The following is a 23,146-nucleotide window of genomic DNA, read 5'->3' on the forward strand; positions in this document are numbered from 1 at the left end:
GCATCAGGGCCATGACAGGCAAAGCATTTGTCAGAAAGAATAGGACGAATATGATAATTGTAGCTTACCACTTCAGGTAGAGAAACCTTATTAGTTCCAGCGCTACTATTATTACAGGATAAAATAAAACCTGTTATAATAACTACAAGGATTGAAATAATTATGAATATTCTTTTATTCATAGTAATGGCAAGTCGTTTAGTCTTTTTAAAAAAAGATTAGAAAAGTACGAAAAAAGAGGATTGAATTAGTAGATGAACTGTAATCAGCTGTTAAGGTATGGAAGAAAAACTAGTGAAAAAGTGAAACAGATTGAATATTAGTGGCTTTTTTTATAATGCTCCAACAAAGCGTCGCCTCCAAAATCGTGTTTTAGATCACGTACTACCGTGTGTACATGATTTCCGTTGTTCTGCGTATTGTCGAACTCAATTATGATTGTCGGACCTTTTATCCTGTAGTATCTTTTGTTTCCCACACCGTTCTCGTTGCTTCCTGCCCAGGCAAATATGAGGTTGTTCATTCCAGCGGCTTCAATATCGTTCATCATACTGCTGGCAAATAAACGGGTATAGCGGTGGATATAAAGGCTGAGCAACTTTGTAAATATTGCCTTTTGGGCAGCGTTTAAGTTTGAAAAACTTATGCCTTTAGAATCATCAATCATCGCCTTCCTGCTATTTGTTGTTAAAATATCGCCAGGCGCGTTAGAGTCAATAATAGCTTTAGAAAGCTGTTCGGCACTCAATGCTTTTAAGAATTCAAATGCAAGTTCATTTTCTTCTTTCAGTATTTCAAGGCCTTTTTCGGGTCCGCTTAGAACTACAGCAGGATTTGCTCCCATAAAGCCCGGCGTTCCGGAAACGATTTTGTTGTTTTCGGAGGAAAAACTAAACGAAAGATGGTGGCCATCTAATCTCCATCCCCATATGCTTGTAGCTGATGGAGTACCGAAAACAGTAAAAAAGTATTTTCCCGGGTCGCGGTAGTTGTCACCTTCTTTCCGGTTTTCTAATTCTTTTAGCACAACTTCAAGTGCCATTATCTGGCTTGCTTTTTTGAAAGCATTTTCGCTTAACGCAGATTTCATTAAAGCGATTGCCGCCTCTTTTTGCCGGGCATTAAGCTCATTTATCGAAATGCCTTTCCTGTCGTTTAAAGGAACATAATGCCACCTAAATCTTTCGGAAGAATCGAAAGGATATTGAGCTTGCGCTTTTTTATTTTCGTCAAGGGCATTCAGAAAGAGGTTTGCTGTTTTATATAGATTATTTCCCTGCGGCTGCGCCGAAAGTGAAAAAGACAGCAGGATAATGCCGATCGTTAGTTGAATTTTCATTATTGTAAATTAACTTAATTCTATGCTTATTGCTTATTTATCGCTTGCAAGTAGTACCGCTGATTGAGATAAGCTTTGCCCAATAATAAAAAAAAGTACAAGGGTGCGACGCAACGATGTACGTCGCAGTGCTGCTGTATGGGACAAAGAAAATTATTTGAAGTAACGAATTATTTCACCCGGTTGAAAAGAAAGAGATCTTTAAAAGTCCATTTTCCGTCGGCCATATTCCCGCGCATAATTGCAAATTGATCATTAGAACGTTTTTCATAAACAATTCTAAGATCCTCGCCCTCTTTCTGAAAAACGGCTCTGCCTTTGGTTGCTTCTAAAAAATTGTATTGATCAAATTTGTCCTTTTCTTCCATGCCGACCATTCCCGGTCTAAAATGTTTTACCCTGGAAACAAGGCCTTGGGTATTTTGCTCATACGCCAATAGTTCATACATACTTGCCTTGTTTCCCGTCATCATCCTCATAAAGCCTAACATATTATCTCCGTCTGCAGGCATCCACTGACCCTCGATTGTTCGATCGGCGGTAACAGCTTTCCAATGACCTTCTATAAAACTGACGTCTGCGAGTTTACCTGAATTTTGTTGGGCCACACTTCTTTTCACCGGCGCTATCACCGTTAATAATGTGAAGATGGGTATAAGGGTTTTAATAAAACGAAGGTGAAAAGGTTTGTTGTTCATATGGGGCTTTTGTTTATAAAACTTACTAAGATAACACCCCTTTGGGAACATGTATTAAATACTCACCTAAATTTTTAGATTGCTGCGGCGTGCGGTAACCTTTTAAGATTAGCGATCGTGGTAGAAACAGTCAAAACATTAGCAAAACTTAAAAATCGAAATAGCTTTGCAATAAATACTTTTGCCAGAATATAAGAGACACCACATGAATAAACGTTATCTATTATCGCTTTCCATTATTTTACCTGCCTTTTTATTTTTAGCAGTTTCGTCTTATGCGCAAACTACTTCAGCAGCAAGTACAGATACCTCTGCCGATGCAAACTTCACTGTTCAGAAATTGTACACGGCATTAAGTAATCCCTGGGGAATGGCTTGGCTGCCCGATGGAAGAATGCTTGTAACCGAACGCTCAGGAGATATTCTTATTTTTAAAAATGACAAGTATACCGGGCAAAAACTGGTTGGTGTGCCTAAAGTTTTTAACCAGGGTCAGGGTGGCTTGCTTGATATAAAACTACATCCGGACTACAATAAGACAAAGTGGATTTACATATCGTACTCTAAGCCGGTAGAAGGTGGTGCTACTACTGCTATTACCCGGTTTAAACTGGCAGGAAACCAGGTGACCAATAAACAGGATATTTTTATGGCAAAGCCATTTATAAAGGCCGACTTTCACTTCGGCAGCAGAATGGTTTTCGATAAAAAAGGTTTTCTTTATTTTAGCTCAGGTGAAAGAGGAACGCAACCCAAAGTACAACTGCTCGATAATGATCATGGGAAAATTCACCGGATTTATGATGACGGACGAGTTCCTGCTGACAACCCTTTTGTTGGTCAAAAAAATGCACGTGGTTCTATTTGGACTTACGGGCACCGTAACCCGCAAGGGATGGTATATGATGCAGCAACCGACCGTATTTGGGCGGTTGAACATGGACCTAAGGGCGGCGACGAACTTAACCTGATAGAGAAAGGAAAAAATTATGGCTGGCCTAAGGCCTCTTACGGAATAAACTACGACGGGACAATTTTAACACCTGACAAAGAATTGGAAGGAGTAACTAACCCAACCCGCTTTTGGGTTCCGTCCATCGGGCCTTGCGGAATGACAATGGTTACCAGCGACAAATACCCTGGTTGGAAGGGTAATTTGTTGGTTGGCGCACTTGCATTCCGGCATATTGCACGGGTGCAACTTGATGGAAAAACCTACGTTACCGAAGAGAAATTATTGCAGGATGTTGGAAGATTTAGATCTGTAGCACAAAGTCCTGATGGCTTTATCTATGCTATTACGGAAGGGCCTGGTCAATTAATTAAACTTATTCCTAAGCCATAAAAAGCTTCTTAAAGACAACATAGCCAAACCTACATATCTCTCCCGTTATTGTAGTTACAATAGCGGGATTTTTTTGTACCGGCTATCTGCTTCTGTTGGGCTTTAGTTGCGACGCTCCTTTCAACATAAGTTACATCCTTCATCTTTGCGGTTACATATTGCCGTAACAATAATCAACACTTAAAGTGTCCCTATCTTTTAAAGAAAATAAAGACGGCTCCTATCACAGTTAATACAAAAACTACCTTGCGATAGCTGTTCTCTTTTATTTTTGCCACAATAGCAACTCCTGCTAAGAATCCAACAATTATTACAGGTAACAAAAAGAGATCAATCTTTAGTGAGGCAAGCGAGATATTATGCCAGTAAATTACCTGGAACGGTAATTTAAAAAAATTGATTACGAGAAAGATCCACGCTGCCGTTCCGATAAAATCGTTTTTAACCATGCGTGTTGCAAGGAAATAAATATTAGAAAAAGCGCCGCCAAGATTCCCCAGCATTGTCGTAAACCCCGCTATTAACCCCATACTAATCGCAAAAAATCTATTCCCCGGAATAGTAATATTCTTACTCATTTCAATGAGCAGCAGCAAAGCAACCGTAACAATAATTATTACAGCCATTACCTTTCTGAACAGGGCCTCATCTAAATCTTTTCCTACAAACACACCGATTAAAATTCCTATTGCTAACCAAGGTAACAGCTTCCAGAAGTGACTCCATTGTGCATGACGATGATAAAATTTTACTGCCATCAGGTCGGCAAAACAAAGCAGTGGCAATACAACACCTGTAGAGGCCTTGCCTCCAAAAACAATTGCCATAATAGTAATATTAATCATCTCAATGCCCTTTATACCGGATTTTGAAAGACCAATAATAAAGGCGGCCAGTATAATAAGAACCCAATTAGCAACAGACTGATCAAATAAAACGTCCATGTTAGTAATATTGTAGATTTTCTTTTACCAGCTTTTATTGTTCGGGAATTAACGCTAAAGATAGTCGGCAAACTGATGTTAGAAATTAGTTACCGAACAAAAGGGAAAAAAGGGAAAGATAGAAGTTGTAAAGAATAGCGCCTTTTAAAAGGTTTGTAAGCCCGCAGGTGCCGGCCAGTATTTTTGCTTAGAAATTAAAAAGCCCCATTTATTATAGAATAATGGAAGTAGAAAAACTACACCTCTACATAGTTGTCACAAACTCCACTTTTTTGTGTGGATTTTTGCTGGCATACTGGTAAACCAGCCCACGTATATATTCGCTTTCAGGATACTGTGTAACATGCTTTTTATACTCGTCAATATGAGTAAAGGACGTATTTGCAGGAATATAACCCATTCCGTAAAACCTTCCTTTTTCCATTAATATAATGCCTTGTTTGTCTTCTTTTTTTGGCAATGCTACATCTTCAACAACTGCAAAACTTGGAAGCGAACTTTTAAGATGTTCTATTGCATTACTTACTCTTACATTATACTCCGTCATCGTAAATTCATCAGCCAAAGTAGGTCCGGCAGTTTTATCTACGTAGCACAATCGCGCACATAATTCAAATTGCTCAATCAATTGCTTTAGAAGATTTAGTCCCTCAAGCAACAAATTAAAAGTATACAGTGGTTGAAGCTGCTTTTTAATTTTTTCAATAATCAATCTTTTATATCCACGCCCGTCTTCATACACGTATAAGCCATACGTCTGTTGAAAGCCTTTCAAACTTCGGTTGTACAAAGGCCACAACCTCTTTATTTCTATGCTTTCAAGGATAAAAGCCATCAATTCCGATCCGCATACCTGGAATGAAACATTATAGATTTCCCTTAAAAAATCCTGTTTTTGCTTTCCGGGCTTATTATTTGAAAAATGGCTGTTAACCCTTTTTTTCAAATCTTTCGCTTTGCCTACATAAACAATTTTGCCCTTCGAATTATGAAAGTAATACACGCCGGGCAGCGGAGGTAGCTGAGCAACTTTATCAACTGTCAAATGAGGTGGTAAAAATTGCTCTTTTGCTTTGCCCTTAAGCATTGTCTTTATTTCATTATCCACGTCATTTTTCAGGATACATTCAAACAGCTTTACAGTTGCTAAAGTATCGCCACCTGCACGATGTCTTTGCTCAATCTCTATCTGAAGACAACGGCAAAGATTTCCTAAACTGTAACTGGGATAACCAGGCAACACTTTTCGTGCAAGACGAACAGTACATAACTTTTTAGTATCTAGTTCATAACCGTATTGCGCCAGTTGATGTTTTATAAAAGAATAATCAAAATTCACGTTGTGAGCTACAAAAACCTTGTCGTGTAATAAGCCATAAATTTTATGAGCAACCTCTTCAAAAAGCGGTGCCTGGCTAACCATTGCATTGTTTATTCCGGTAAGGGCTTGTATGTATCGCGGTATTGGTGTTTCAGGATTTATCAGCGTTTCAAAATAATCTATCATCTGCTCCCCATCATGTATGGCAATAGCAATTTCGGTGATAGAATTACCACTAGCGTACCCTCCCGTCGTTTCTATATCTACTATCGCGAACATAAATTGCAGAAAGCTTAAAGGTAAGTCGATTTTGAAAGTAGTTTTATTTCTTACCAAAAATATTAGCAATAGAAAAAGGCAGTAGCCTTAAAAGTTTCTTTTCTAAACCTCGCTCAAAATCAATTACGAGTCCTTACAACCCACGGAAATTTTGAAAAGTGCTGTAACAAAATAAAACATAGCGCGTCTAACTACTGAAAAGCTGTTATACCACCGGTGGTAAACAATAATCCACCTAGGTAAAATAAAACCGATATTATTTAAGTAACACAAACCAGAGCTGATGAAAAACCTTATTTATTCAATATTCGTAATCTTATTATTAGCTACTACTTCGTGTACTAGCATAAATGGTTCGGTAAAGGTCTTCGCCAAATGCTGTAAAGCGCTCTTGTTAACTGACAGAGAAAAAACGCGGGAAGAAAAAGGCAAAAAATTCGAATCTTTAAATACCTCCTCGCTTCGTCCTGTTAATTTGTGGAACGAGAAAATGATGATTTGGTAATTACTAGCAAATTAAATCAACCCAAGGTCCGTTTGCGGGCCTTTTTTTATGCCTTCAATCGTTTCTCAAACAGCAGTTGGTTTTAGTACATTTGCTCTCCGAAATTTTTTAGATTGATTATTACCAGTTTTTTACCGGTAAAAGTTTAAATGCAACTATGGAACTAAGTAAGAATTACAACCCTTCAGCTACTGAAGAAAAATGGTATAAATGCTGGATGGACAAAAAGTATTTTCACAGTACTCCTGATGAAAGGCCATCATACACTGTTGTTATACCTCCTCCAAATGTAACAGGCGTATTACACATGGGCCATACGCTCAATGAAACCGTGCAGGATATTCTTGTCAGAAAAGCAAGAATGAGTGGATTTAATGCGTGCTGGGTTCCCGGGAGTGATCATGCAAGTATTGCAACGGAAGCGAAAGTGGTTCAAATGCTAAAAGAAAAAGGTGTCGATAAAAACACTTTGACGCGTGAAGAGTTTTTAAAATATGCTTTTGAGTGGAAAGAAAAATATGGCGGTATCATTTATAATCAAATTGCTAAACTGGGTTGTAGTGTTGATTGGGATCGTACTACTTTCACTATGGACGACCATTACTACAAAGCCGTTATTAAAGTTTTTGTAGACTTATACAATAAAGGTTTGGTTTACCGCGGAGCACGTATGATAAACTGGGACCCTGCTGCCAAAACTGCCTTAAGTGATGAAGAGGTTGAGTTTAAGGACGTAGTTGGAAAGCTATATTATCTAAAATACCAGTTGACGGATGACAGTACAGAGATAGCAGAGAAAAATCTGCATTCATCTGTCAACGGTCATCTACCATCGGACAACTACATTACCATCGCGACCCAACGCCCTGAAACCATTATGGGCGATACCGCTATTTGCGTAAATCCTACCGACGAACGATATGCACATTTAAAAGGCAAGTACGCAATTGTGCCGTTGATTTATCGACGTATCCCTATCATATTTGATGAATATGTAGATCCTGCTTTTGGTACCGGTGCTTTAAAGGTTACTCCGGCGCACGATATCAACGACTACAACCTGGGTTTAAAACATAGCCTGGAAGTAGTAGACACTTTGAATGAAGATGGAACGCTGAGCGAGGCAGCACAGATTTATGTTGGAGTAGAACGGTTTGCTGCGCGCAAAAAAATACTTGTCGAGCTAAAAGAGAAAGGTTACTTTCTAAAAGAAGAAGAATACCCAACCCGCGTAGGCTACAGCCAGCGAAGTGGCGCCGTAGTAGAGCCGCGTATCAGTACCCAATGGTTTCTTAAGATGAAAGAAATGTCAGGGCCTGCGTTGAGTGCTGTCTTAGACGGAGAAATAAAAATACACCCGGGAGAAAGATTTTTAGCGACCTATAAATACTGGCTCGAAAATGTAAAAGACTGGTGCATTAGTCGCCAGCTTTGGTGGGGTCAGCAAATACCCGCATGGTATGACGAGAAAGGAAACCTTTTTGTAGCGGAAACGGAAGAAGAAGCAGAAAGACTAGCTGCGCGCGGTGAGCCTCGTGCTACAAGCCCAGAGTTCGCTTTGGAAGGCTCGCCGCTGGCAGCTAACAGCCCGAAGCTCACAAGAGATGCCGATGTTCTTGACACCTGGTTCTCTTCATGGTTGTGGCCAATGGAAGTTTTTAACGGTATTTCTAACCCCGGCAACAAAGAGCTGGATTACTACTACCCTACTTCCGTCCTGGTTACAGGGCAGGATATTATTTTCTTCTGGGTTGCCAGGATGATTATGGCGGGAACGCATTATAAAAATGCAAAGCCCTTTAGCGACGTGTACTTTACCGGAATGGTTCGCGATAAGCAGGGGAGAAAAATGAGCAAAAGCTTAGGCAACAGTCCCGACCTGCTTGATCTGATTGACAAATATGGCGCTGATGCAGTCCGCTTCGGTATCATGATCTCCTCCCCCGCCGGCAATGATTTATTATTTGACGAAGCGAGCTTAGAGCAAGGCCGCAACTTTAATAATAAACTGTGGAATGCATTGAAGCTCGTAAAGATGTGGGAAGGCAGGCAAATGACAGAAGAAATCAAAGAGTTGATCGACGATACCTTTGAACTGGCTGATGAGACCAAACAACTATTTGGCGAAATAGACCATCTACCTAGCGAAGAACATCTCGATCATTCCAATTATGCAATTAATTGGTTTGCAAACCGGCTGCAACAGGCAAAAGCAGAAGTTGAAATTCTATATAGCCAATTTAGGTTGAGCGAAGCGTTAAAGGTTATTTATTCCCTTATCTGGGACGACTTCTGTAGTTGGTACCTCGAATGGGTCAAACCTGGTTTCGAACAACCAATAGAAGATGAGGTCTACAATAAAACAACCCACTTTTTCGGGGAACTGATGCAATTGTTACATCCGTTCATGCCTTTTATTACAGAAGAAATTTATCATTTGCTGGGCGAAAAACAAGACGATTTATGCGTTAAACAATTTGCGGCAATTAAAGAGGCAAACAACGACGTTTTAACCGGCGGTGAATTATTAAAGCAGGTAATTTCAGCACTGCGGGATGCAAGAAATAAAAGTGGGTTAAAACCAAAGGAAACCATCAAACTGTTTATTCAATCGGCAAATACCAGGGTATATAAAAGAATAGAAAGCATTTTACTAAAGCAGGTAAATGCAGAAAGCATTAGCTACGTAAATGAAACTGTACCAAATGCTACGGTAGTGGCAATTGAGCAAGACAAATTTTATATTGAGAGCGATAAAAAAGCAGATACAGCCGCCATTAAAGCGGAGCTTTTAAAAGACCTTGACCATCAAAAAGGATTTTTACAAAGTGTAACGAAGAAGTTAAGTAACGAGCGGTTTGTGGCAAACGCGAAAGCTGAAGTGGTTGACCTCGAAAAAAAGAAACAAGCAGATGCAGAGGCAAGGATAAGAACGATAGAAGAGAGTTTAGCAAACCTTGTCTAAACCCGCAAGTGTGGGAGATTTGGAAGCATTGGGATAAGCACAAACTCTTTTTAGGAGGCAACTAATTACATAACGAGGGATAGCAGGCAACTTTTTTAAGCCGTCATTGTAACCCATATGAATCTTTAGTTGCGTCGCACTCTTGTACTTTTGGTAATACATGCAGCTAAAAATACATTAGAGAAGATTTAAGATTTAAGGCACACGGCAAGCACCGGAAAAATATTAATTAAACCGAAAAGTCAGCAGAAAAGATGATTGCAGTACTTGAACAAAAGCGAGGATTTAATTATCGAAAGCATACACTCTTTAGCGATAAAGTTGTTGTAGAAACAAAATCTACCAGGAAGATAGACAAATACGAAATCAAGATTGAGAAACTGGGATTTCAGACGCAGTACCAGGCGGACAACACTTTACCCGGAAAAATATTCTTCGCTGTTTGTATGGTTATACCCGTCGCGCTCATTATTTCGGAACTTCTGTTGCATAATGTGGGTACAAGAAATTTATTGATCAATTGCGTGTGTTGGTTTGGTTTAGCCTTATTCAGTTTTTTGAAACAACACCAGGATGATATTTTTTTAGTGGGTGGCGACAAGAACCTCATTTTTTATAGAAATATTCCTTCCGAGCAAAAAGTATTGGATTTTATTGAGTTGGTAATTAAAGCAACAAAAGACAACATCAAAAACAAGTACCTTAGTTTCGACCCCAACACTCCCGATGAAGAATATCTGGCGAGGCTCAATTGGCTTAAAGAGACTGAGATGATTACCGAAGAAGAATTTGAAAACTACAAAATTGATTTGGAGATAAAGCGCCTGTTGTCGTAGCCCATTAGTATGCACCCTTGGGCTAGTGTGCAATTGGCATAAAAAGTACACGAGTGCGGGCAAGGGTAACCCTAAACGCTTAGAGAGCCTTGGACTCCAGGCAAAATGAACCTGCTGATTTTTGCGGTTAAAGTACAAGGGAGTGACACAACGATGTTTAATAGATATTCTGCCGCCGGCAACAAAAAAATAAACAGGTTCATTAGTACAATTGCTTATAAATGAACCGAAAGCGGCTTATTAAGTAATTCTTCATGAACAATCATTTACCCTCTTCCCGACTGGTTATAAGACCAGCTTCTTATACCGATATTCCGTTTATTATCGAAATTGCCAATAAAACATGGCCAATAGCTTATGAAGCTTTGTTAGGTAAAGAACAGGTAACCTATATGCTTCACAAGCTTTATGGCGCTGCTGCCCTGGAAGAGCAAATGAGAAAGCAGCATTACTTTTTTCTTGCTTTGAAAGAGTATGAGGCGGTAGGCTTCGCATCTTTTTCGAAGGTAGAATTAGAAACTTACAAACTGCAGAAGTTATATGTGTTGCCATCAGAGCAAAGAGCCGGTACGGGTAAAGCGCTGCTTGAAACGGTTGAAACAGTTGCAAAAAGTATGGGAGCTAGAAAATTGCAACTTAATGTAAACAGGAAAAATATTGCAAAGGGGTTTTATGAAAGAAGTGGATTTCCAGTAGTTAAAGAAGAAGATATTGATATTGGAAGTGGGTATTACATGAACGATTTTGTGATGGAAAAACCTTTGTAGCAAGGTCGCTTCGCCCCCTTGGGTGCATGGGAATAAAGCCTTTTAGAATATTTATGGAAAAAGCCGGGAAACTGCGTCTTACAAGAAACGATACATATGAATATTGTAAAAAATGCAGTTATCGCTGTTTGCCTGATTACTTCCGTATCTGCACAGGCGCAAAAAAAGCAGAAGGAGGAGAAAACCATTTTTATTCCTCCGGTTATTGTAAAAGACGAAGAAGCGCCCAGCAAATCAGAGGCGATGAAAAATCAGTATAAATCGAAACAATGGCGTCAAGGGACGACACTGATTACAGAAGAAAGCAAAGGTGAAGCAACTAACAAGCAAGGCAAACTGAAAAAGCCGGCGAAGCCTGAAAAGGTTCCAGCACCGCCTCCACCAGCTCAAATCGCTCCACCTCCTCCACCTCCTCCACCAGTTCCTTCCGGGAAATAAAATGAAGACGTAAACTGTATTATAATAATTGCAATTGGAAAGTGAGCCTTTCAATTGCAATTATTGATTTATGGCTAAAAGCCGAGAGGGCTGTGTTAAGCGGTTACCTGAAATCAAAATAAAGAGTTCCGGTTAAAGGCATGTTTCCTTGCCGTGCATTCTTTTGGCTTTGCGGACCCATTACTTCTGCCCTTTGAAATTTTGTACCTATTGCAGAAATCGCATGCATAAAACCAATAGTATTTCCCGGGAAAGAAGGATTGGTATTATTGTTAGCTGAGGCTTTCGCCTTTTCCGGCTGAAGCATCTGCAGATATAGATTTTGTTGATCGGTGTAAATAGTAAAGCTGCTTTCCTGGTTATGCAACGTGACCCAGTACAACTCTGAATGCCATCCTTTAAATTCAGGATACTTCCAGTTTTCGCCGGTAACCGTGTTATTATACCCCTTTTCCCACACGCCGAACTGCGGGCCTTTTAGACGGTTTTTCCATACATGGTACGGTCCTCTGCCCATCCATTTCATTCCTTTAATTTTATCTTCAGGATAGTTGAAAGTAATGCCCACAAAATCGGCAGTATCTTTTGTTAGGTATTGATATTCCAACTTTGGAAGTCTTCCCTTGTGAAAAACCCATTTTACCAGCAAGCTGTCGCCGGCGTAAGTAGGCTGAACTATATATTCATCCCCTTGTTTAAAACTTTTAAATTGACTAAGCTTTTGACTGCCGCCGGCAAGTGCTGGTCCGCCACTTAAAGAAATTTCACTTTTGCCATTATTTACCTTTCGAAGATAACCGGTCGTTTTATCAAAATAATAAGTAACGCCATCACAACCGAGTGCTAATGTTTGCGCATCCTCTTTTGTAGAAACGCCGGCTTTCATAGAAACAGAAGGTGTTGCATCTGCAAATGCCTTGGGCGTTTTACCCGCCCAACTCCATGTACAAATGGTATCTCCTTTGGCGTTAAAAGCGGTAAGATATAAGGCATCTGCTTTTGCATTGTTAAGCAAAGGAATGTATAACACGCCTTTTTGACCTGGCGCTAACGCAGGCCCCTGCAACACTCCTTTCCGAAGCACTTTCGCACCTGTTCCGCTCTGCCATGCTTTTGCGAAATCGACCAGTTTCCATTCAAATTTCACTTTGTTAAGATTGGTATAGAAGTACCTGTTTTCTACTTCAAAGCTGCTTTTAAAATTTGGCGTCGTCGATTTACTGTCAATGTAAACCGGGCTCCAAAGTTCTTTAATCGTATAGTAACTTCCTTCCTTTTCCCGGTGAGGTCCAACGATACCGTCTGGTCCCCGGTTTCCTGCCACGTCAATGCTATCATGCCAATCTGCACGCACCAGTCCTTCATCATGTAAAGCCCATAAAAATGCTCCTGCAAAATGCGGATGTTTCATCATCTCGTTCCAAAAGTCTTCAAGAGCCGCGCCATGGCCTCCATCAAACAAGCCATGCATAAATTCGGTAGGAAAAAAAACTTCTTTAGCATTCGCGGCTTCGGTCTGCACATATTTAAAATCGGGATAATGCTTTGTGTTTGTTCCGTTGAACCGCTCCCACGGATGAATCACATGTCGTTTCTGAGGATCGTACCAGGCATAGTCGCCATCAACCGCGCGGTTCCAGCCACCCTCATTTCCATTATCCCATATTACTATTGAAGGATGGTTTACATCTCTTATTACTAATTCCTTTACCAGCTTACGTGCAATGGTTGTGTCGTATGCGGCCTGCCAGCCTGTAAGTTCATCTAACACAAATAAACCGAGACTGTCACAAAGGTCTAAAAACTCTTTATCGGGCGGATAATGACTCATGCGAACGGCGTTCATGTTCATGTCCTTCATTGCAGCAATATCCAGCAGGTGAACAGACCGGCTTAATGTTCGCCCTGTTTCAGGCCACTCGCTGTGCCTGCATACACCTTTAAAAATCACCTTTTTCCCATTCACATAAAAACCGTCTTGTTCTTTTAATTCTGCTGTTCTAAAACCAAAACGTTGTTTAATGCTGTGAATGGTTTTAGCGCCCTCCTTAATTGAGATAACTGCATTATATAAGTTCGGCTGCTCAGGATTCCATAGTTTAATATTTGCAAAACGGTGATGAAGCATACTATCCCCTGCTACTAACTGAAAAGGTTTATCAACCGCCTTACCTTTTAAATCATAAACCTGTGCTTCCACTGTCTGCTTGCCGGTTGCATTTGTAAAAACCTGCATATTGAAATCTCCACTTGCCTTTGCATCAATGGCCACTCTTTCTATAAATGTGGCGGGAAGTATTTCCAGGTACACCGGACGAAAAATTCCCCCGAACAGCCAAAAATCACTTTTTCGTTCTGCACGATTAATAGATGCATTTGCTGATTTCTTGCTAACCGTTACTTCCAGTAAATTGAACTTCTCAAATTGAATTAGATCTGTTATATCGTATTTGAATTGATAAAAGCCTCCCTGGTGAACCGGTCCTGCTGGTTTGCCATTTATCTTTACTTCGGTGTCAGTCATTGAGGCATCAAAAACGATCACCACCTTCTTACCCTTGTGCTGTCGCGCCACTCTAAAATTGTACTTGTACAATCCCTGCTCATCAGGGTTCTGTATATCCTGCGCATAGTTATATGATCCAAAGCCCTGCATCTCCCAGCACGACGGGACTGGAATAGTTGACCACTTACCACTATTACGTCCTTTGGTACACATAAAATCCCATTTAACAGTATGGTCTTTATCAGTACCCGATAAATATTGAAGAATGGTTTGCTGAGAAAATACCTGCTGACAAAAGATTGCAGTTAAAAGAAAGAGAGCTATTTTTTTCATTGACAGTAAAATTCAAAGTGAACTTAGGCTATTTTTTCTCTTGTAATCAGGTACACCTTTCAAAAAAGAAAATGGATGTTTATTTGGATTAGGAAAAATTAAAATCAATAAAAAAAAGCAGAAATATTTCTTCTGCTTTTTATTGAATAACACTTTTAACTTTCGATAGAAACTACACTAATAAAGTGTCTGGTACAAAACCTATCGGTCAAACTACTTGATCAATGAATAATCAGTAGGCATCATAAACACCGACTCAACCTTGGTTGTAAGTGAACCGCCACCTTTTACCTCAGAGGCTGCTTTTACCTTCACCCAATTTGGATCTTCCCGAAAAGCTTTCCACGACGCATCTGCTGTCGGTCTATCGGTATGAGCTATAATATAAATAAGCTGGTCACTTTTAGTACCATCAGCTTTTGGCATTGGCTGAAAGTAAGTAATGTTTGTAATGCCATGCTTCTCGAACAATTTTATAGTATGGCCGCGAAAACGGTCATTTAAATTTTGAATATTACCTGGTGACGCTGTATAAGTACGAAGCTCAAAGAGGCGATTAGGGGTTTTACTTTCCATTTTCAACGCAGGGGAATAATCGGTGTTCTGCATAAATACACTTTCCGCCTTGGTCACCAATTTTCCATTAGCCTCTGAAGCTTTTGCTACCGCCTGCCATTCAGGATCTGCACCGAAAGCCTTCCATGATGCATCTCTTGCTTCACGGCTTGGATAAGACAAGATATAAACCAACTTGTTGTCAGGGTTATCAGTAGGTATCCAGTAGCCAACGTTAGTCATACCATGCTTCGAAAAAATGCGGGTAGTATTATTTCTGAAGCGGGCACTAAGATCGTCCAGTTTTCCAGGTGCAGCAAAGTAAGTCCGCATTTCATATACAGGTGTAGGCTTTAGCGTAGTAACTGCATTACCGGACGCAGAGGTACTGTTTTTTGAGGATGAACAAGCGGCGAGAAATACACTCAAAATAAAAAAAGAAAAGAAAATTTTTTTCATAAGACCAGGTTTACTTTTTAGCATTAATAACAATTGCCGCAATATAATACAGATTGAATTACAGGCTTGAGTTTTAAAAAGAAATGCAGAAAATAATGTAGTTCGGTAACTACCTTATTTTCTGCATCAAATACCATGTAAAGCACTTTATTGCTTCAGCATAATGTTTTTATATTCTACTCTCATAGGCGGACCTACGTGTACCTGAACGCCTAACATTCCCTCCGACTTTCCGTTCACTTTATCATCATCCGTCACATCACTCATTAAAATACCGTTGATATAATGCTGTAGTCTGTTACCCTTCGCTACAATCCTGCAAGTATTCCAATCTTCAGATTTAATCTTTTCCTTTAGTTCATCCGAAGATCCCAGTGACCCGGTTACTGTCCTTTCTAACCATGCGTTATTTTTGGTATGCTCTCTCACAGCAGATGCCGGATCTGTAAACGGTTTGATTGTTACTTTCTCGCCTCGGTAAGCTAATGTAGTTCGTGCACGCTCTTCATAGTTCTGGCCTGTGTATCTATGCGCACCATCTATATCTGCCTGGTACCCTTTTAAAGCATTAGGCACATCTGCCACTGCCACGCTTCTGTAGTTGATACCACTATTGCCTGCTTTGGTAATTTTAAAGTCGCAGGTAAGTTCAAAATCTCCCGGCTTCCCTCCTTTCCAAACAATGAAGCTATTTGTTTTCAAAAGTGTTGTAGGGGTAATCTCTCCAACCAGGCTTCCGTTTTCTGCCCTCCAATAAGTAGCATCTCCTTCCCACCCGTTTAATGTTTTTCCATCAAAAATTTGTACAACGCCTTTCTTGCTTTGCTGCCCCTGCCCCGAGACTTTGCAACCTGCGCCTGTAAGAGCAAGGGAAGTGAATGTGGCAATTATGATTGCAGCAATCATATTTTTAGAACCTCTTTTTTGTAGCATCGTATAAAAGTTATTTTTTTATTTTTTTAGAACCCTTTGTTATAAAACACATACAGGCCGTCTTTGCCTGCCACCACAATATCCTTTTTACCTGACCCTGTTAAATCTGCAACAGCAAAATATAAACCGGTGCCCTTGCCTTCTCCAAATTCGCCATAGCTAACAATTTCCTTCGAAAAAGCCTCGCCGTTCCATTTAAAATAATAGATACCCAAAGGATCATTTTCGCCGGGGTCATTACCATTATGCGCACGGTACCTTTTACCTGTAATCAATTCTTCCTTTCCATCCCCATCTAAATCTATCCATTCCATGGTGTGATATTGTGAATTAAATGGATCAATAGTATGTTTTATCCAGGTAGTTTCAGCATTTTTAGCCCTTTTTTGCTCGTACCAGTCCAACCCATAACCGTGGGCCTGCCCGGCAATTAAATCATTCACCCCATCTTTATTTACATCTGCTACAATTACCGGAATGCTGGTTGAACCCAGTGCATGTCCTTCATGAAAAGTCCATTTATCTTTAAAGCGATTTACAGGAGCTTCAAGCCAACCTGCACTTAAAATAAAATCACTTCTGCCATCGCCATTAATGTCGCCAAACCCCAATCCGTGTCCACTCTTAAGGTCACCTACTTTAATTGTTTCAAACTTTCCGGTGCCTTTTCCCTGACCATCTTTAATTAATCGATAAATGGTCAATGGATCGTTGGGCGTATTGGGAACAATCTCTAAAGTGCCATCGTTATCAATGTCCCAGGCCCTTGTGGTTTCTATATTACCCGGAACTGCAATCTCGTGTTCGGTCCATTCTTTCGTATTACCCGGGTTTTCACGCCAGCTTAATATTTTTCCAAACCAACCCCCCGTAACAAAATCGATACGACCATCCCCATTTATGTCGAGGGGTATGGTAGAAAAATCGTCGTAGTACTCTCCAATTCTTTTCGCAGAGCCAATATAATTTCTTTTCCAGTAGCCCGGACCTTCATACCAGAATGCCCCGGAAACAATGTCGGGGATTTTATCATTATTGACATCAAAGACATCAACAGATTCAAAGCTTTCTGACGCAATTTGCTTTTTAAGAAATTTAAGTGGCTTAGTTACATTTTCAACCGCATGATTGGTCTGAGCAACAACGTATCCCCCGGTTATTAGTAGTAAGATCGTTTGTATGAAAGCTTTTTTCATTATTAGTATTTTCTTCTTAGCGAAACTTTCATATTGAAATTTCGTAACAGCCAGTTCTATCAACCACCTAAGAACAATTGCTGTCAATATTTTTTTTTGGGATACCAGCAATTGTTTTTTATAGCATCATCCTTGCGTCGCTCCATTTATCTATTGCACTAATAGCATCTCCAGTTCCTCTTCAAATTCTATCCCCATCATCCAACCTCCTCTATACTCCGATGAACTCAAGAAACCTCCTTCAAAAATGTCCGGCAACTTTATTCAACTCCTCCGAAATTGTTAAACCCTCCCGTTTGTACCCCGGATTACATTCCAGGCTATTCGAATTTTAGCCCTTCCGGCTATTGCGCAATTTCATGCTAAGTTTACTGTAAGTCATGATGTAAAAGAGAGCGCTATCAAAACAATAATTCGGCTATTAGTAAGCATTTATATTCTTCCAACTTCTGGCTGCAGCCGAGTCAAGAACGGCCTCGCAAACTCTTTGCGTTTCCAATGCCTCTTTAAAAGTAGGCGAACAAGGTTCTCCTGTTTCTAAACTCTTTAAAAAGTCTGCTACCTGATGCACAAAAGAATGTTCGTACCCAATTGATAACCCGGGAACCCACCATTTATCCATGTACGGCTGGTCGCCGTCAGTAACATGTATAGTTCGCCATCCACGAACAATCGACTCGTCGCGATGATCAAAATATTCAAGCTTATTCAAATCGTGCAGATCCCAACGCATAGAAGCATGCTCTCCATTGATTTCAAAAGTATAAAGCGCTTTATGCCCCCTTGCATAACGGGTAGATTCAAAAAGCCCTAAAGAGCCATTATCGAAATGACAATGGAAAATACAAGCATCGTCTATGCCCACTTTTTGCATCGCTCCGGTAGCCTGGTGAACTCTTTCTTTAATAAAAGTTTCGGTTACTGCAGATACATCGGTAATAGACCCATTCAACCAAATAGCGGTGTCTATACAATGAGCTAATAAATCACCGGTAACACCAGAACCGGCAGCATCCACATCTAACCTCCATGTACCTTGCCCTCCCTGGGGAACATTGGCATTGATCGTCCAGTCTTGAAGAAAATTAGCGCGATAATGAAAAATCCGACCCAGTTTTCCGGAGTCAACTATTTGCTTTGCTAGTGTAACCGCCGGTAAACGACGATAGTTGTACCAAACTGTATTGTTAACACCCGCCTTTTCTATGGCAGCCACCATTTGACGCCCTTCTTCTAATGTTCGTGAAAGTGGTTTCTCGCAGAGGATCATTTTACCTGCTTCCGCTGCCGCTATGGCAATTTCAGCATGCATATTATTAGGGGTGCAAATGTCTACAGCGTCAATGTCGTTGCGAGCAATTAGAGCCTTCCAGTCTGTTTCAACTGTTTCATATCCCCACTGCTCAGCAAAAGCATTCACTGTTGCAGCTGTACGTGAACAAACTGCTTTTAATACTGGCCGGGTTTGCAAATCAGGAAAAAAATCGCTTACGCGTTTATATCCATTTGTATGTGTTCGTCCCATAAAACCAACACCAACTAAACCTATTCTTAAATCTTTTTTAGCCATATACCAGAAAGTTAAAAATTAATAAAGAGAGAAAATATCTTTGTCGGTTGCCTGTCACCGTCAATAATGCCCCTTCGAATGGCGGAGCCGCTGGTATACTGAAACTGTACAAGCAACTTATGCCTGCTACTGCGGCTCGTACCAACCATGCAGCTTTCTTACTTCGATCATTTTTGCAAGTATATCGTTCCAGGTCTGTTGCTTCGTCATCACCTCGTTCGAAAACATGCAGCCGTCCCAGCAAATGTGCTTGAACTTCTTTGTGAGTTCGCCCCCTTCATCGCGTAACCAGTAACCGGCATCGTGGGCAATGTCAAGCTTACCATTGGGATCAGTAGCAAGACAATGTCTTCCTGTTTTATCGTGTGAACCGGTGCCATGAACTGTTCCATCATTTTGCGCAACATGAAAGTCAATAGTCCACGGACGAAGTGCTTTGGTTACTGTTTTTATTCCTTGCGTAAGTGTTTCACGATCGCTCCAGTCGAATTCTTCAGGAAGTATTCGATCCTGGGGCCTGTTATAGCCAAGGAGGTATAAGGTAGTGTGAGACATGTCTGCCTGGAAACCTATGTTAGGACGATCAACCATTTCGAGTGTCTCGACCATTGTTTTCCAACTGTGCATACCGCCCCAACAGATTTCGCCTTCAGCGGCCAACTGTTCGCCGTATTCTGCTGCTACATCACAAGCCTCACGAAAAGTATCAGCGATTAGTTTGGTATTATTAGCCGGATCTTTTTCCCAGTCAGCGGGTGAACTCGCCGAGTCTATTCTTACAACCCCATGAGGACGAAAACCTAACTCACGTAAAACTTTACCAAAGTGGCAAGCTTTTCGAACCATCTCGACAAAGTGTGCTCGTTGTTCTGCTGTACCCATTGCAGGGCCGCCCCAGATGGGTGCTACAAGACTTCCTATTTTTAACCCGTACGAAGCAACTTTCTCCCCCAATTGTTTTATTTCTTCATCGGTGCTGTCGATGTTTACATGAGGGCCTAAAAGACCCAGATCAATTCCGTCGAATTTGACTCCATTAACCTCGGCAGCTGCTGTCATTCGTAACATGTCATCAAAAGGAATAACAGGCTCTGAGTCTGCTCCTTTTCCGACTATACCCGGCCAGGAAGCATTGTGTAGTTTTGGATAATTGTTTTGGTTCATATGGTCTACAATCTACTGTTTAATTAAATGACTGAATAATGAAAATAAGTTCAATTATTTATTCTTCGGCATTAAATATCAAGATGGTGTTTTACTGCCGCTTAAAGAAAAAATGTACAAGTGTGCGACGCAAGAAAAGCTTAATAGCAGCACTTGCGCCGGCTTACAATATTACTAACTCGTTTAGGCTTTACAGTACCATATCAGGATTTTGAGGGCCGAAGTGTTTTAACATTACTATCGGATCAGTTGTTGAAGTGTTTGTTATTTTCACACCTTCCATTGCCGCTCTTTCACTTACAAAAAACTCATCGTTCGTCAACTGCCCGTAGCGGATAAGGGCAGGGGTTTCAATGTCCCATACGCCCATTTTACCATGACCCTGCATCATAATCAATCCGTATGCAGCACTGTCTTTAATGGTAACGGTCTGGCCGGGTAAAACCGTTAATTCTTTCGCACTAAAAGCATCGGACAAATAACAAACCCAGTTTTCTATGTAACCTTCCGCCTGCATCTCTTCCAGGGCTCTAACAGGTTTAGGACGCATAAAACGCGTTTCTAAAATATTGGGATTGGCATTTAAATCCCAGTCGATTACTTCCATCAACTGGTCGTAATCACCGATCCGGTCAGGGGGTGTTCCATTCCATAACAACTCTTCCGGAATGATGGCTTCATTCACCAACGATTGGTACATTGCAAATACGTCAGAAGCTTTTTGGGGCTCATAAGTACACATACTACCGGGGGCATGTAACATTCCAGGAGGAACATCCCAACCAGTTCCCGGATATAAAGGAAAGGCCTGCGAATACATGGTGAGCTTGTTGTCACCCTTAGTGAAATTCATCAGGCATTCTTTAATTTGTTCTTTTGTAGTGCCCGGCGCTATGCCAAAAAATGTATAGGGAAAATCGCCACCATGATTATTTAATTGGGGAGGAAAGTAATAAGCTTCGGGTTTGCCTAACTGGCCAATTTTGGCAGCATGCTCGTCGTTGTGATGAATGTGATGTGGCAAAGGACCCATGTTATCGAAGAACTTTGAATACATCGGCCAGCTTTCATGTTCGTTCCATAAGCGGTCGCCAATTAACGCTCCTTTCAACTCGTCGATTGCATCCTTTAAAAGAATCTGTTCTTCATTATTTCCATCATTGAAAACGACTTTACTTAAGCCTTCATTTTCACCGGTAAGAGGACCATTTTTGGCGGGAGTTGTCGAAGACAGCCAACGCTCATCTATTCCACCCCGATTTCCACCTAATACATAATAGTCATCAGGATGAAGTTTAATTCGCCGACCGGGTACACAGAATGAGCGAGGTACCCATGTTGGCGCCAGCCTTAAGATTCCCTGGCCCTGTTCTAGTGCTTGTGCTGCCAGGCTTGTTTTTTCCAATGTTTCCATTAATGTTGGTTTTGAATTATTGTTTTTACGAAGAAATTAAAAATACGGACTTAATGCTGCTTCATCAGCGGGAAGACCATATACTAAGTCAAGAATAGTAAATGCATTATTAGGTGGAACAGCACCAGCTGGGTAATAATAGTCCTGTGGATTTGCTTTAACCCTATTTCCATAAGCTGTTATTACTTCGACAGCTTTACCTGTTCTAACCAGGTCAAACCAACGCTTGTTCTCAAAAGCTAGTTCAACCCTTCTTTCCTTTGCAATTATATCGCGTAATTGAGTTTGACCAGTAGTAGTTATGGTACCAACGCCGGCACCAAAAGCGCGGTCTCTTACTCTATTTAAGAACGGCAAGGCTTCCGCACCTTTACCCTGTTCGTTCAACGCCTCGGCTAAAAACAACAGCACTTCTGAATACCTGTAAATAGGAAAATTGTTACCTGTATTTCCATGTTGGGCATGAGGTGCTGCAAACTTTTTAATATATGGATATACTTTATTAGCACGTAAACTCTGACTTAACGTAACATAAGCAATCGAAGCATCTTTTCTTTTATCTCCAGTTTCATAAGCAGCAATGATATCGGGCGTAGGTGCATTATTACCCTCCCCCGAAAGGCCCTGGGGATTAGAGGTGCCGGTAATAGGCAGAAGTTCGGCCGCAGTCATGGGGCGAGGTAAAGAATTATAAATGATAGAACCATTGTACCCGGCAGAGCCCTCCATAAACTGCACTTCAAATACAGACTCCGCGTTATTTTTATTAGAGTTGGTACCAGAAAAAGCATTGGCATAATCAGGCATTAAAGAATATTCGTTGCTATTAACAACCTCTTTTAAAAGAGCCTCTGCTTCTGCCCATTTTTTCTGAACTATATAAGCATTCGCCAACAAAGTTTTGGCTGCGCCCGATGTTGCACGACCAGCTTCCTGTTTTGATTTTGGTAGCAGTGACTGCGCTGCTGCAGATGCGTCCTTTACAATTTGAGCGAATATTTCGTCGACAGATGCAAGCGGCAGCGCTGCTTCCTGCCTGTTGGTAACCGGTGTTAAATGCAACGGCACTTTTCCAAAATATCTTACTAATTCAAAATATGCATAAGCTCTCAGAAATTGTGCTTGCCCTTTTAAATTAGCTTTTGAAGCAGCGTCAAACTCTACCTTGTCTATTGTATTTAAAATTTCATTTGCCCTTGCAATAATTTGGTAGTCCGACCGGTATTGTGCGGTTACATGTGTGTTGGTAGTGATGCCATTTGCAGTTGGAATACTAAAATCTGCAATGTTCTCCTGTTGCTCGGTTGCACCAAAAAGTATATTGCGATAGTAATATGTATTGTCTGAGTGCATTTCGCCAAGAAGATAAGATCTATCGTTAACAATACTGCGAAGAGGTACATATGCCCCGTTTACAGCTTGCTTGAAATCTGATTCGTTTTTAAAAAACGTTGCTGAACTTAGAGAGGTCTCTGGGACTATGTCCAATTTTTTAGAGCAGCCGGTCAGGACAAAGCCTATTAGCCCGGTGATTATAATTCTTGCTTTCATTATTATGGAGTAAAAATGTTAGAAAATG

Annotated in this window: 19 protein-coding genes; 6 read left to right on the plus strand and 13 right to left on the minus strand. The window is 40.7% G+C overall.

Annotation, left to right across the window (positions count from 1 at the left end; all coding sequences use genetic code 11):
* From JWR87_RS18705 to JWR87_RS18715, 3 genes are all read right to left on the minus strand, one after another.
* Window positions 1-182, minus strand: a 182-nt coding sequence (locus JWR87_RS18705) for a hypothetical protein (protein WP_297823122.1), incomplete at its 3' end; no start/stop codon positions are given.
* Between the two features lie 137 nt (window positions 183-319).
* Window positions 320-1,339 carry a DUF3500 domain-containing protein gene (locus tag JWR87_RS18710; RefSeq protein ID WP_297823124.1) on the minus strand — a complete coding sequence of 340 codons (1,020 nt, stop codon included), beginning with the start codon at window positions 1,337-1,339 and terminating at the stop codon, window positions 320-322.
* Window positions 1,340-1,509: 170 nt separating this feature from the next.
* The gene (locus tag JWR87_RS18715; RefSeq protein ID WP_297823126.1) at window positions 1,510-2,037 is read right to left on the minus strand and encodes a DUF6265 family protein; all 528 of its coding nucleotides are present in this window, start codon (window positions 2,035-2,037) and stop codon (window positions 1,510-1,512) included.
* A 205-nt stretch (window positions 2,038-2,242) separates the two neighbouring features.
* Here JWR87_RS18715 and JWR87_RS18720 point away from each other — a divergent pair, with 205 nt between their 5' ends.
* On the plus strand, window positions 2,243-3,382 hold the full coding sequence (locus JWR87_RS18720; RefSeq protein WP_297823128.1) for a PQQ-dependent sugar dehydrogenase: 1,140 nt from the start codon (window positions 2,243-2,245) through the stop codon (window positions 3,380-3,382).
* Window positions 3,383-3,573: 191 nt separating this feature from the next.
* Here the strand turns inward: JWR87_RS18720 and JWR87_RS18725 are convergent, their stop codons facing one another.
* Entirely contained in the window at window positions 3,574-4,326 is a 753-nt protein-coding gene (locus tag JWR87_RS18725; RefSeq protein WP_297823130.1) for a sulfite exporter TauE/SafE family protein, read from the minus strand.
* A 244-nt stretch (window positions 4,327-4,570) separates the two neighbouring features.
* Window positions 4,571-5,926 carry an exonuclease domain-containing protein gene (locus JWR87_RS18730; RefSeq protein WP_297823132.1) on the minus strand — a complete coding sequence of 452 codons (1,356 nt, stop codon included), beginning with the start codon at window positions 5,924-5,926 and terminating at the stop codon, window positions 4,571-4,573.
* 283 nt (window positions 5,927-6,209) lie between these two features.
* On the opposite strand from JWR87_RS18730, the gene JWR87_RS18735 reads away from it, so the two are divergent.
* The 5 genes from JWR87_RS18735 (at window position 6,210) to JWR87_RS18755 (ending at window position 11,437) form a co-directional block, all read left to right on the plus strand.
* The gene (locus tag JWR87_RS18735) at window positions 6,210-6,431 is read left to right on the plus strand and encodes a hypothetical protein (RefSeq protein ID WP_297823134.1); all 222 of its coding nucleotides are present in this window, start codon (window positions 6,210-6,212) and stop codon (window positions 6,429-6,431) included.
* A 157-nt stretch (window positions 6,432-6,588) separates the two neighbouring features.
* Entirely contained in the window at window positions 6,589-9,396 is a 2,808-nt protein-coding gene (locus JWR87_RS18740) for a valine--tRNA ligase (RefSeq protein WP_297823136.1), read from the plus strand.
* A gap of 254 nt (window positions 9,397-9,650) precedes the next feature.
* The gene (locus tag JWR87_RS18745; RefSeq protein ID WP_297823139.1) at window positions 9,651-10,232 is read left to right on the plus strand and encodes a hypothetical protein; all 582 of its coding nucleotides are present in this window, start codon (window positions 9,651-9,653) and stop codon (window positions 10,230-10,232) included.
* Between the two features lie 254 nt (window positions 10,233-10,486).
* Window positions 10,487-10,999, plus strand: a complete 513-nt coding sequence (locus JWR87_RS18750; protein ID WP_297823141.1) for a GNAT family N-acetyltransferase — start codon at window positions 10,487-10,489, stop codon at window positions 10,997-10,999.
* Between the two features lie 96 nt (window positions 11,000-11,095).
* Window positions 11,096-11,437 (plus strand): hypothetical protein, encoded by a 342-nt coding sequence (locus tag JWR87_RS18755; RefSeq protein WP_297823143.1) that lies wholly within the window; start codon window positions 11,096-11,098, stop codon window positions 11,435-11,437.
* 103 nt (window positions 11,438-11,540) lie between these two features.
* Here the strand turns inward: JWR87_RS18755 and JWR87_RS18760 are convergent, their stop codons facing one another.
* The 8 genes from JWR87_RS18760 to JWR87_RS18795 all read right to left on the minus strand — a co-directional run bounded on the left by JWR87_RS18760 (window position 11,541) and on the right by JWR87_RS18795 (window position 23,118).
* The gene (locus JWR87_RS18760) at window positions 11,541-14,276 is read right to left on the minus strand and encodes a glycoside hydrolase family 2 TIM barrel-domain containing protein (RefSeq protein ID WP_297823145.1); all 2,736 of its coding nucleotides are present in this window, start codon (window positions 14,274-14,276) and stop codon (window positions 11,541-11,543) included.
* A gap of 213 nt (window positions 14,277-14,489) precedes the next feature.
* A complete protein-coding gene (locus JWR87_RS18765; RefSeq protein ID WP_297823148.1) occupies window positions 14,490-15,290 on the minus strand; it encodes an NIPSNAP family protein in 801 nt (266 codons plus the stop codon).
* A 147-nt stretch (window positions 15,291-15,437) separates the two neighbouring features.
* Window positions 15,438-16,223, minus strand: coding sequence for a DUF1080 domain-containing protein (locus tag JWR87_RS18770; protein WP_297823149.1), 786 nt, complete (start codon window positions 16,221-16,223; stop codon window positions 15,438-15,440).
* 26 nt (window positions 16,224-16,249) lie between these two features.
* Complete coding sequence (locus JWR87_RS18775) at window positions 16,250-17,419, minus strand: VCBS repeat-containing protein (RefSeq protein WP_297823151.1); 1,170 nt, start codon at window positions 17,417-17,419, stop codon at window positions 16,250-16,252.
* 421 nt (window positions 17,420-17,840) lie between these two features.
* Window positions 17,841-18,989 carry a Gfo/Idh/MocA family oxidoreductase gene (locus tag JWR87_RS18780; protein ID WP_297823154.1) on the minus strand — a complete coding sequence of 383 codons (1,149 nt, stop codon included), beginning with the start codon at window positions 18,987-18,989 and terminating at the stop codon, window positions 17,841-17,843.
* 126 nt (window positions 18,990-19,115) lie between these two features.
* Complete coding sequence (locus JWR87_RS18785) at window positions 19,116-20,153, minus strand: TIM barrel protein (protein ID WP_297823157.1); 1,038 nt, start codon at window positions 20,151-20,153, stop codon at window positions 19,116-19,118.
* 190 nt (window positions 20,154-20,343) lie between these two features.
* Window positions 20,344-21,567 carry a hypothetical protein gene (locus JWR87_RS18790; protein ID WP_297823159.1) on the minus strand — a complete coding sequence of 408 codons (1,224 nt, stop codon included), beginning with the start codon at window positions 21,565-21,567 and terminating at the stop codon, window positions 20,344-20,346.
* 36 nt (window positions 21,568-21,603) lie between these two features.
* Entirely contained in the window at window positions 21,604-23,118 is a 1,515-nt protein-coding gene (locus tag JWR87_RS18795; RefSeq protein ID WP_297823161.1) for a RagB/SusD family nutrient uptake outer membrane protein, read from the minus strand.
* Window positions 23,119-23,146: the final 28 nt, after the last annotated feature.

The sequence above is a fragment of the Segetibacter sp. genome (genome assembly GCF_025963695.1).
Lineage (GTDB): Bacteria > Bacteroidota > Bacteroidia > Chitinophagales > Chitinophagaceae > Segetibacter.